At 74.7% G+C, this 10,061-nt stretch carries 12 protein-coding genes; 9 read left to right on the top strand and 3 right to left on the bottom strand.

The window, feature by feature from the left end; all coding sequences use genetic code 11:
• The first annotated feature begins 283 nt into the window (after positions 1–283).
• The gene (locus tag G6553_RS14590) at positions 284–469 is read left to right on the top strand and encodes a hypothetical protein (protein ID WP_166194365.1); all 186 of its coding nucleotides are present in this window, start codon (positions 284–286) and stop codon (positions 467–469) included.
• A 144-nt stretch (positions 470–613) separates the two neighbouring features.
• A complete protein-coding gene (locus G6553_RS14585; RefSeq protein WP_166194363.1) occupies positions 614–2,239 on the top strand; it encodes a hypothetical protein in 1,626 nt (541 codons plus the stop codon).
• A gap of 15 nt (positions 2,240–2,254) precedes the next feature.
• On the opposite strand, the gene G6553_RS14580 is transcribed toward G6553_RS14585, so the two are convergent.
• Positions 2,255–2,542, bottom strand: a complete 288-nt coding sequence (locus G6553_RS14580) for a DUF1330 domain-containing protein (protein WP_166194361.1) — start codon at positions 2,540–2,542, stop codon at positions 2,255–2,257.
• 62 nt (positions 2,543–2,604) lie between these two features.
• Here G6553_RS14580 and G6553_RS14575 point away from each other — a divergent pair, with 62 nt between their 5' ends.
• The 6 genes from G6553_RS14575 to G6553_RS14550 all read left to right on the top strand — a co-directional run bounded on the left by G6553_RS14575 (position 2,605) and on the right by G6553_RS14550 (position 6,030).
• Positions 2,605–3,000 (top strand): ankyrin repeat domain-containing protein, encoded by a 396-nt coding sequence (locus G6553_RS14575; protein ID WP_166194359.1) that lies wholly within the window; start codon positions 2,605–2,607, stop codon positions 2,998–3,000.
• Positions 2,997–3,332, top strand: a complete 336-nt coding sequence (locus G6553_RS14570; RefSeq protein WP_166194357.1) for a YnfA family protein — start codon at positions 2,997–2,999, stop codon at positions 3,330–3,332. Before G6553_RS14575 ends, G6553_RS14570 begins: the two co-directional genes overlap by 4 nt.
• Positions 3,329–4,084 carry a fused MFS/spermidine synthase gene (locus tag G6553_RS14565; RefSeq protein ID WP_166194355.1) on the top strand — a complete coding sequence of 252 codons (756 nt, stop codon included), beginning with the start codon at positions 3,329–3,331 and terminating at the stop codon, positions 4,082–4,084. Before G6553_RS14570 ends, G6553_RS14565 begins: the two co-directional genes overlap by 4 nt.
• A gap of 5 nt (positions 4,085–4,089) precedes the next feature.
• On the top strand, positions 4,090–4,233 hold the full coding sequence (locus tag G6553_RS14560) for a hypothetical protein (RefSeq protein ID WP_166194353.1): 144 nt from the start codon (positions 4,090–4,092) through the stop codon (positions 4,231–4,233).
• 296 nt (positions 4,234–4,529) lie between these two features.
• Positions 4,530–4,727: a hypothetical protein gene (locus tag G6553_RS14555; protein ID WP_166194351.1), complete on the top strand. Its 198-nt coding sequence runs from the start codon at positions 4,530–4,532 to the stop codon at positions 4,725–4,727.
• 106 nt (positions 4,728–4,833) lie between these two features.
• Positions 4,834–6,030, top strand: coding sequence for a mechanosensitive ion channel domain-containing protein (locus G6553_RS14550; RefSeq protein WP_207619799.1), 1,197 nt, complete (start codon positions 4,834–4,836; stop codon positions 6,028–6,030).
• Between the two features lie 147 nt (positions 6,031–6,177).
• Here the strand turns inward: G6553_RS14550 and G6553_RS14545 are convergent, their stop codons facing one another.
• Positions 6,178–7,227 carry a dihydrodipicolinate reductase gene (locus tag G6553_RS14545; protein ID WP_166194349.1) on the bottom strand — a complete coding sequence of 350 codons (1,050 nt, stop codon included), beginning with the start codon at positions 7,225–7,227 and terminating at the stop codon, positions 6,178–6,180.
• A gap of 24 nt (positions 7,228–7,251) precedes the next feature.
• Between G6553_RS14545 and G6553_RS22215 the strand changes: the two genes are divergently transcribed.
• Positions 7,252–8,802 carry an ATP-binding protein gene (locus tag G6553_RS22215; protein ID WP_166194347.1) on the top strand — a complete coding sequence of 517 codons (1,551 nt, stop codon included), beginning with the start codon at positions 7,252–7,254 and terminating at the stop codon, positions 8,800–8,802.
• Here G6553_RS22215 and G6553_RS21820 read toward each other — a convergent pair.
• Complete coding sequence (locus tag G6553_RS21820; protein WP_166194345.1) at positions 8,786–10,057, bottom strand: DUF1501 domain-containing protein; 1,272 nt, start codon at positions 10,055–10,057, stop codon at positions 8,786–8,788. The two genes, G6553_RS22215 and G6553_RS21820, sit on opposite strands and share 17 nt — an antisense overlap.
• Positions 10,058–10,061: the final 4 nt, after the last annotated feature.

Here is a 10,061-nt window from a genome sequence, read left to right as displayed (position 1 = left end):
GCCGACCGGAGGGCCGAGGAGGGACAGGGCGAGCGAAGCGGCGCCGCCTGCCGCGAGCAGGCGGGAGAGTGCAGGACGCATGGAGGTCTCCTTCGGTGGGTGCGACGCGTCCCTTGGCAGGCAAGTACGTCGGCGTCCCGGCGTCATCGTCGAATTCGGCGATCCGGCACCGGGCGCCCGTGGTCGGCCCCCGCGTCCGGCGACACCTGCGGTCCGGGCCGGGCCGGACAGACCGGTCTGGACCTCCGGTCACCGAGGCGCGGGTCGGCGGCATCCTTCGTCGATGGAGTCGGGGGACGAATGGGCCAGCTGTCCGCAGTGCGGTCACGACGACCGGGTCGCGCCGCAATCGGTCGAGGCGGTGCTGGGCCGCCTGCTGCGGCAGAGGCTGCACTGCCGGGAGTGGGTGCCGGACCTGGAGGGCTGGTCCCAGCCCTGCGGGTGCCAGGACGACTTCCACGCCCCCTGATGCCTGTCCGTGCGCGCCGACGGGGCACGCTGCCGACCGTGGTCCGACCCGCGGCCGGGGCGGGTTGACCCACCCGGGGGAGGCCCACCACCCGTTCGGACGACGGGTTCGGGATCCGGCCGCGACGGGCCGCACACTCGGTCGGTGACCGCTCCCTGGACCCGGGCCCGACGCGGCCTCGCCGCCCTCGCGGCCGGCCTCCTGCTGCCCACCACCGTCGCCGCCACGGCCGTCGCCGACCAGCCTGCCCAGCCCGACCAGCCCGCTGCGGCCCGTCCGAGCACCGTCGTGTCGACGCCGACCGCCCGGGCGGCCTCGCTCACGGTCACGCCGTCGATCTACGTGGCCGGCCAGGCGGTCCGCTTCCGCGGCAACGTCGGCAGGCCGGGGCGCCGCACGGTCCACCTGCAGTCGCACATGAACCGCCCGGGCGACCGGTGGCTCGACGTGCCGGACTCGACGTTCCGCACGTCGGCGGACGGCAGCTTCGACTTCAGGTTCACGGCGCCCTCGATGTTCGGCATCAGCTACCGCGTCGCCGGGGGAGGGGCGGTCACCCGGGGCCGGCTGTTCAACGCGCGCCCGCAGGAGATCACCCTCACCCTCCGGGGCGCCGACGCCGACTCGCCGTTCCACGCGGTCGCGCCGCTCCTGCCGTTCACGGTGGTCGCCGACACCACCCCGGCGGTCCGCTCCGCGCTCGGCACCCCGCCGCCGATCCCCGGCCGGACGGTCCTGCTCCAGGAGCGGGCCGACGGCGACCGCTGGCGCACCATCGACCGGGGCGTCACCGACAGCGCCGGGCACGCGACGTTCCGCGTGGCGGCGCCGGTGCTCGGTCACCGCGTGCTGCGCGCGCGGCAGGAGCGTTGGACCCGCGGCGGCAGCAAGATCGGCTGGTACGCCTCGTTCCCGGCGTACTTCTCCGTGCTCGGCCTCGGCAAGGAGCAGGCGCCCACCTCGACGCCGGCCCGCGCAGCAGCGCCGCGACCGGTGCCGACGTCCCCGACGACCACGCAGCGGAGCGCCGTGCGGCCGACCGCCGGCGAGCGCTACCGCTGGGGGACGACGCTCTTCGACTTCGCCTGGGAGCGCGGCCAGGACCTCACCTCGCCGCCGTCCAAGGGCACCCGCCCGCGCGGCACCTGGCTGGACACCTCCGACGGCACCGGCCGCGCGACCCCGTTCAACGGCGGACTCGTGCTGCAGAGCAAGCTGCGCCACGCCGGCGACGGTGACCGGGGCACGACCGCCGCGACCATGCGGGGCAACGCCCGGGCTACGGGCCGGTGGGAGTTCCGGCTCCAGGGCCACGCCTGGGAGGCCGGCCCGCGGCCGTTCCGCTTCCGCCTCGACCTGGTCCCCGTCGGCACCCGCGCGACCGCCTGCCCGGCGGACGCGGTGGTCGTCGCCGACGTCGTCATGGGGCAGCCGGGGGTCCGCATCGGCGTGCGTTCGCAGGCCGCGAAGGCCGTCTGGCAGCGCAGCCTGGGCGGCCTCCGGCTGGCCGAGTCGCCCTTCAACATGGCGGTCGAGGTCGGTCCGAAGCACACCACGTGGTTCGTCGACGGCAAGCCGGTCGGCACCGTGAAGGGCCGGTCGGCCCACCTCGGCAGGGCGCTGGTCCCGCGCCTCAGCCTGGTGGGCTCCGACCGCGAGATGAACGGCGCCCAGGTCGACTCCGACTGGCAGCGCGGCTGGTCGCTGGCCCGTGGGAAGCAGGTCACGTCCGGTCCGGCGCTCACCCGTCGGGCGTACTCCGGCTGCTGACCCGCCCGGATCGGGTCAGGCGCCCGGGACGATCCGCAGGTCGCGCACGGCACCGCCGTCGAGGGCGGCGAGCGCCTCCTGGTAGGCCGCGGAGTCGTGCGCGGCGATCGCGGCCTCGACCGACGGGAACTCGATGAGCACCGTGCGGGTCTCCTGGCCGGCCTCGTAGACCTGCTCGGGCAGCCCCCGCGCGAGGAACCTGCCGCCTGCCCCGATGAGCGCCGGGCCGGCGAGCACGGCGTACGCCTCGAGCTTCGCGGTGTCGGTGACCTCGACGTACGTGCTGATCCAGTAGGCGGTCATGACCGCGATCGTGCCACGCGTCCCGGGCCCGGCGAGCGATGCCCCGTCGTTACGGTGACCCCATGACCGACGCGCTCACCGACGAGGAGCTGGCGTTCCTGCAGTCGATGTTCGACCTGGCCCGGGAGGGCGACCCGGTGCTGCTCGACCACGTCGACGCCGGGCTGCCGGTGGACCTCACCAACAGCGCGGGCGACACGCTCCTGGTCCTCGCCGCCTACCACGCCCACGCCCACCTCGTCGCCGGCCTGCTCGAGCGCGGGGCCGACCACGCCCGCGTCAACGACCGCGGCCAGACGGCGCTCGGGGCGGCGGTCTTCCGCAAGCAGACCGACACCGTGGTGCGGCTGCTCGACGCCGGCGCCGACCCCGCCCTCGGCCGGCAGTCCGGCCTCGCGGTGGCCGAGGTCTTCGAGCTCCCCGAGATGACTGTCCTCCTCCGGGAGCGACGCGCGTGACCGTCACCCGCTCGCTGCTGCTCTTCGCGCTCGCCGCCGTCGCCGAGATCGGTGGCGCGTGGCTGGTCTGGCAGGGCGTCCGCGAGCACCGCGGCTGGCTCTGGATCGGCGCCGGCATCGTCGCGCTCGGCGCCTACGGCTTCGTCGCGACGCTCCAGCCGGACGCGAACTTCGGCCGGATCCTCGCGGCGTACGGCGGGGTGTTCGTCGCCGGCTCGCTTGCCTGGGGGATGGTCGCCGACGGCTTCCGACCGGACCGGTACGACGTCGCCGGCGCCCTCATCTGCCTGGTCGGCGTGGCGGTGATCATGTACTCCCCACGCGGCGCGTGAGCGCCCCGCACCACGAGGTCGTCCCCGCCGACCGGCCCGACACCTGGCTGGTCCGCCGGGACGGCCGCGACCAGTCCCACGTCGACCTCGCGGACCCCACCCACCTGGCCTTCGACTACGTCCGCCGCCTCGGCGACGTCGTCGACCTGCACCGACCCGCCGGTGAGCCCACCCGCGTCGTCCACGTCGGCGGCGCCGGCCTCACGCTCCCGCGGTACGTCGCCGCCACCCGGCCGGGCTCCTGGCAGGTCGTCCTCGAGCCCGACGAGGCGCTCACCGCGAGCGTGCGCGAGCTGCTGCCGCTGCCGCGCCGCAGCGGCATCCGCGTCCGGCCGGTCGACGGCCGCACCGGCATGGCCGCGCTCCGCGACGACTGCGCCGACCTCGTGGTCCTCGACGCGTACGACGACGGGCAGGTGCCCGCGGAGCTGGTGACCACCGCGTTCTTCGCCGACGTCGGGCGGGTGCTGGCCCCGGGCGGGTGGTTCCTGCTGAACCTCAGCGACCGGGCGCCGTTCGGCGCCACCCGCGATGCGGTCGCCGGCCTGCGCACGGTCTTCGCGCGCACGCTGGTCGCGGCCGAGCCGGCCACCCTGCGGGCCCGCAGGGCCGGCAACCTCACCGTCGTCGCCGGGCCGGACGACTCGCTGGCCGACGCGCTGGCCGCCCGCGCGGCCGGCGGGGCGCTCGCTGCGCGGGTGCTCGGCCACGACCGGGTGAGTGACTCGTTCGGCGGCGGACGGGGTACCTGAGGGCCATGAAGATCATGAGGTCGGCCGCCCTGCTGGGTGTCGCCAAGAAGGTGTACGACGAGGCCCGCAAGCCCCACAACCAGGCGAAGATCAAGTCGGCGGTGGACCAGGTCAAGGCCCGCCGGTCCGGCACCGGCAAGAAGCACTAGTCCCGCAAGGTTCCTCCCGACGCGGACGAGGCCGTCCCCCGAGCGGGGACGGCCTCGTCGTGCGTGCGGGTCGTGCTGAGGAGGTCGGTGCGTCAGTTGCCGCTGCGCTGGGGACCTGCCCACATCAGCCGGACGACGTACAGCATGAGAGCTCGCTTCACGGGTGTTCCTTCTTCTCGACGAGCGGTCCGGTGTCGGCCGCGCTGTGCCGACGTGAAGTGCCCGGCGCCTCGGGCCGAGAACCTCACCCGGAGGGGCGACCGGTGCTCGTGGGTCGCCTGGGGTACCGCCCGGCCATGACCGACTCCAGCAACGAGCCCAGCACCGACCCGTCCTACGGCCACGACCAGGACGCGGAGCCGCCCCTCACCGCACCGGGGCTCGACGGCCCCACCGGTGTCGACGAGCCCGCCACGGACGGGGCCGCCGAGGGCGGCAACCCCGACGCGGAGGACCAGGACGCCGAGCCGTCGAAGAACGCCCTGGAGAGCTGAGCCGGTGTTCTTCTTCTTCAGCAACCGCCTCGGCTGCGCCGGGTCGATCCTGGTGTCGCTGGTGATCACGGCGGTCCTCGTCGCCGTGCTCATGCTCCTCTGAGCCGTGGACCGCTGGAGCGACGACATGGTCGCCGGCGGCATCGCGCTGGCGGTCGCGCTGGCGGTCATCGTGCTGTCGCGGCTCGCCGCGACGCTGCTCGGGCGCCGCTGGCAGCCCGCCGCGCACCTGCACCGCGTCGTGCGGATCCCGTTCCGCGTGCTGGTCGTCGTCCTGGCACTGCGACCCGTGCTGAACCGGGTCGAGCGCTCGCAGGACGCCGACTGGGGCTGGCTGCACCAGGTCGAGGAGGTGCTCACGATCGCGGCCGTGGGCTGGCTGCTCACCGCCGCCGTCCTCTTCGTCGAGGACGTCAGCCTGCGGCGCAACCGCACCGACGTCCCGGACAACCGCCACGCGCGTCGGCTGCGCACCCAGGTCCTCATCATCCGCCGGCTCACCATCGCCGCCGGCGTCGTCATCGTCACCGGAGCGGTGCTGCTCAGCTTCCCCGGGGTCGAGGCCGTCGGCGCGAGCGTGCTGGCCTCGGCCGGTCTGTTGAGCGTGGTCGCCGCCGTCGCGGCGCAGAGCACCCTGAGCAACGTCTTCGCCGGGCTGCAGCTGGCCTTCAGCGACGCGGTGCGCATCGACGACGTGGTCATCGTCGACGAGGAGTGGGGCTGGATCGAGGAGATCACGCTCAGCTACGTCGTCGTCCGCGCCTGGGACGATCGGCGGCTGGTGCTGCCGTGCACGTACTTCACGAGCACGCCGTTCCAGAACTGGACCCGCCACAGCTCAGAGCTGCTGGGCGCGGTCGAGCTCGACGTCGACTGGCGCGTCGACGTCGCCGGCATGCGCGAGGAGCTGGACCGGGTGCTCGACCGCACCGACCTGTGGGACGGGCGCGTGAAGGTGCTCCAGGTGACCGACGCCGTCGGGGGCTGGGTGCGCGTGCGGGTGCTGGTGACCGCCGCCGACGCGCCACGCCTGTTCGACCTGCGGTGCTTCGTCCGTGAGCAGCTGGTCGCCTGGGTCCGCGAGCACGAGGACGCCGGCCTCCCGCGCCAGCGCGTCGAGCTCGTCGACCGCGTCGCACCGGCCGCCGGCGCGCCTGACACCGACCGGGACGACCGCTCTTCGGGGCTGTTCCACGGCGACGAGGCGGCCGACGCCCGCGCCGAGCGGCGCGGGGGCCGCCTCCGGGACGAGCCACTCGGCGACGCCGGTGACTCGGCCGGTGACTCGGCCGCCGACGGCTGAGCACCGGCTGCGTGACGACTGCGTGCCTGGGTAGTCCGTGACGTCCGGCAGGCGGATCGGCCCGATCGCCCTGCGGAACGTCACGGACTACGCCGCCGCCGGTCCCGCGCCTGTGGAGAGATCGGCCGAGGCGGCGTCTGCGGCGGGCTAGGCGAGGTCGGGGTGGGCGCGGCCGGCGACGAGCGGGAGGTCGAGGTAGGTCCGGATGCCGGGCGGAGCGGCGACGACGTACGGGATCGAGTTGACGCAGTGGGCCGCGGTGGCGACGACGCCGGGGTTGCGGACCAGCCCGGCGGCGACCGAGTCGGGCTGCCAGCCCTTGATCGTGACGTACGCCGGCGGGTCGCCCTGCACCTCGACCTCGAACCGCTCGCCCTCGGGGCCGAACGACCACGGCGGGTCGAGGTGTTCCTCGCCCATGAGCCAGTTGACGGCGACCCGCACGACGACCCGGTCGCCGACGACCGCCTCCCACACGAACCGCTGACCCGCGACGCGGCCGGGCTCGATGGTGCCGATGGGGGAGTCGATCGGCGCTGTCGCGACCGCGATCTCCTGGGAGGTGCGGAGCTCGGCGTCCGCGCTGAAGCCGAGCGCGTCCAGGCACATCCGCACCGACTGGCGGAAGCCGCCGGAGAGCAGCTTCAGCATCGGCCCGCCCATCGCCTCCTCGGGCAGTCCGCCGAACATCATGATGTGCCGCACGACGTCGGGGGCGTCGTAGGTGCGGATGTCGGAGAACTCCTCGCCCCGCACGAACGTCACCGCCGACGAGAGCGCCGAGAACATCAGCGGGTGCAGCTCGGTGATCCCGCCGGGGTTGATGCCCGTGCCGTGCAGGGTCGTGCCGCCCTCCTCGCACGCGGCGGCGAGCGGTGCGCGGTCGCGCTCGGAGGGGTAGAACCAGCCGACCGGCGTGACGACGTTCTTGCCCGACCGCAGCAGCGCGGCGACGTCGTCGCGGTCGGGGACGAGCGGCGCGTAGAGGACGCAGTCGGCGTCCATCGCGAGGACCTCCTCCTTGCTGGAGGTCGCGCGTTGGCCGAGGGGCTCGCGCCCGAGGAGCTCGCCGACGTCGCGGCCGTGCTTGTCCGCGGAGTGCACCCAGCACCCGACGAGCTCGAGGTCGGGGTGGAGCAGCAGGGTCTCGATCGCGGCCCGGCCGACGCCGCCGGTGGCCCACTGGATGACGCGCATGGGCGCCACTGTGACGGGTAGAACGTGTTCTCGTCCAGGGGCGGCGACCGGGCCGACCTCGCCGGCGGGACCGTCGGCCTCCCGCAGATCGAGCGCGCGCGGACGTCGTGCGCCGCTAGGTTCGCGGTCGTGACCAGCGCTGAGCACGAGGAACGCGACCAGGCCTACGACCAGGCCCGCGAGCAGGACGACGCCGAGCTGCGAGCAGCCCTGACGCGGGTGCTGGGGCAGCTCGTCCGCGAGGAGCCCGCCGCCCGGCGCGGCGACGACCTGATGCCGGTCCTCGACGCGCACCTCGGGGTCACGGCAGACACGCTCCCGGTGGTGGTGGAGCCGGTGCCGGCCCACCGGTGGGCCGACACCGACATCGCGCTGGCGGCGGTCGCCGCGCGCGACCCCGCGGCACGGCTGGTGGGGGTCGGGGGCGGCGACCAGCGCCACCACAGCTCGCTGGGTGACCTGATGGCCCACGCGGAGTGGGGCCGCTTCCGCACCGGCCAGGTCGACCGGCTCAACGTGGCCACCGGGCCCGACACGGAGCGGGCCACGGTCGCGTTCGGCATGCACCTGTTCCACCACGACGGCTCGCCGGTGGTCGTCCTCCAGCGGACCGGCAACCCGCAGCACGGCTCGGAGCCTCGCCTGGAGGTCCTGGGCGCGGAGCCTGACGCGGTCACCTCGCTGCTGTCGGAGCTCCGGGAGCAGGCGATGCGCCACAGCGTCCTGTGGCGCCAGGTGGTCAGCTTCAGCGGCAGTCCCTACGAGCGGTCGCTGTCGGGCGTGACGTTCCACCACCGGCCGCTGGTGCCGGCCGAGCACGTCGTCCTGCCCGAAGGCACGCTGGAGCAGGTGCGTGCCCACGTCGTCGGCCTGGCCGAGCACCGCGACCGCCTGCTGGCGAAGGGCCAGCACCTGAAGCGGGGCGTGCTGCTCTACGGCCCGCCCGGCACGGGCAAGACCCACACCGTGCGCCACCTGGTGGGGGCGACGTCGGACACCACCGTGGTGCTGCTGAGCGGCACCCAGATGGTGCACGTCGCCGCGGCGGCCCAGATCGCCCGCGCCCATCAGCCCGCGATCGTCGTGATCGAGGACTGCGACCTCATCGCCGAGGACCGCGACCACCACTACGGCGGCGGCCCGTCCCCGATGCTCTTCACCCTGCTGGACGCCATGGACGGGCTCGACGCCGATGCTGACGTCGTCTTCCTGCTCACCACCAACCGCGCCGAGGCACTGGAGAGGGCGCTGGCCCAGCGTCCCGGTCGGGTGGACCTGGCCGTCGAGGTCCCCCTGCCGGACGAACCGGCACGCCGGGCGCTGATCGAGCTCTACGGCACCCAGGTGGGCTTCAGCCCCGAAGCCGTGGCGCGCGCCGCGCGCGACTCCGCCGGCACCACGGCGTCGTACGCCAAGGAGCTGGTACGCCGGGCGGTGCTCCTGGCGGCGGTCGACGAGCGCGAGCCCGGCGACGAGGACCTCGTCGCCGCCAGCGCCGCGCTGCAGTCCGACTCGGCGGCGCTCACGCGCGCGCTGCTCGGCTCGACCGACCCGGCGCCTAGAGGGAGGTCATGACCCCGACCGATTCGGGCCGGAAGCCGGGGAACACCTTCGCGGTGGACGCGCCAAACCGGGTGGAGACCACCTCGGCGAGCACGCTGCGGTAGTCGGTGGTCACCAGCAGGTCGGCGTCGAGGGTGCCTGCGAGGCCCGGCCAGGTGCCGTAGTACCGGCCGCCCTTGACCCCCGCGCCCGCCAGCAGCATGACGTTGCCGTAGCCGTGGTCGAGGCCGGTGCTGTCGTTCTCGACGACCCGGCGGCCGAACTCGCTGATCGTCACCAGCGTGACCTTGGAGGCGAGCCCGCCGAGGTCGGCGAAGAACGCGGCGATCGAGGCGGCGAGGTCCTCGGCGTTGCGCTTCATCCGGCCCCACTCGAGCGTGCCGAGGTCGGAGTGCATGTCCCAGTCGCCCTGGTCGACGGTGACGACCTCGACGCCGACGTCCCCGCGCACCACGCGGGCGACCTCGGCGAGCGCGCGGCCCAGGTCGCTGCGGGGGTACGACGCGGCACGGTCGGGTGTCTCGCGTGCGGGTCCGAAGGACTTCACCGCCGAGAACGCCGAGCCGACGGCGCGGCCGAGCGGCCCGGACTCGCCGTCCCAGAGGGTGTGCAGCGAGCGGACGCGGCCGCCCTTGGTGTCCCACTTGTCGTCGCCGGGGATGGAGACCGCGTCGACGGACCCGGTCGACATGACCGGCTCGACGCCGTACAGGCTCGCGGGGAGCACGCCCCCGCCGAGGTTGACCGCCTGCAGTGGCGAGCGGTTCGCGTCGGTGCCGATCAGCCGGTTGAGCCAGCCCTGGCGGGCGGCGGACCCGGGGTTGGCGTCCTCGACCTCCTCCATGGCGGCGAAGTGCGAGCGGTTCGGCGCGTGCAGCCCGGTGGCGTGCACCGCGGCGAGGCGGCCCGAGCGCCACAGCGGCAGGAGCGGCGCGAGGTTCGGGTGCAGCCCGAACATGTCGTCCTTGGCGACCAGGCTGGCGGCCGGCACGGCGATCCGCGGCCGGGCCTCGTAGTAGACGGGGTCGCCGTGGGGGACGACCAACGAGAGCCCGTCGGCGGCGCCGCGCAGGGACAGCACGACCAGCACCGAGTCGGCGCTCGCGGCGCGGGCGGGCGAGGCGGTGACGACGGCGGAGCCGATCGCGGTGGCGGTTCCGGCGAGGGCCAGCGCGCCACCGAGCAGGCCGCGGCGGGAGACGCGGGCGAACTCCTCGCAGCAGGCACCGGAGGCGGCGGGGGAGCCGGGCAGGGCAGCAGAGGTCATGGCG

Source organism: Nocardioides sp. IC4_145 (assembly GCF_011250565.1).
Classification (GTDB): Bacteria; Actinomycetota; Actinomycetes; order Propionibacteriales; family Nocardioidaceae; genus Nocardioides.
The sequence above is the reverse complement of the archived record's forward strand: the minus strand, read 5'-3'. Positions and strand labels throughout refer to the sequence as shown.

Bases quoted from the DNA above. Each gene is read 5' to 3' on its own strand.
- G6553_RS14590 (WP_166194365.1), top strand. From the start codon at position 284: ATGGAGTCGGGGGACGAATGGGCCAGCTGTCCGCAGTGCGGTCACGAC.
- G6553_RS14580 (WP_166194361.1), bottom strand. From the start codon at position 2,542: ATGACCGCCTACTGGATCAGCACGTACGTCGAGGTCACCGACACCGCG.
- G6553_RS14575 (WP_166194359.1), top strand. From the start codon at position 2,605: ATGACCGACGCGCTCACCGACGAGGAGCTGGCGTTCCTGCAGTCGATG.
- G6553_RS14560 (WP_166194353.1), top strand. From the start codon at position 4,090: ATGAAGATCATGAGGTCGGCCGCCCTGCTGGGTGTCGCCAAGAAGGTG.
- G6553_RS14555 (WP_166194351.1), top strand. From the start codon at position 4,530: ATGACCGACTCCAGCAACGAGCCCAGCACCGACCCGTCCTACGGCCAC.
- G6553_RS14545 (WP_166194349.1), bottom strand. From the start codon at position 7,227: ATGCGCGTCATCCAGTGGGCCACCGGCGGCGTCGGCCGGGCCGCGATC.
- G6553_RS21820 (WP_166194345.1), bottom strand. From the start codon at position 10,057: ATGACCTCTGCTGCCCTGCCCGGCTCCCCCGCCGCCTCCGGTGCCTGC.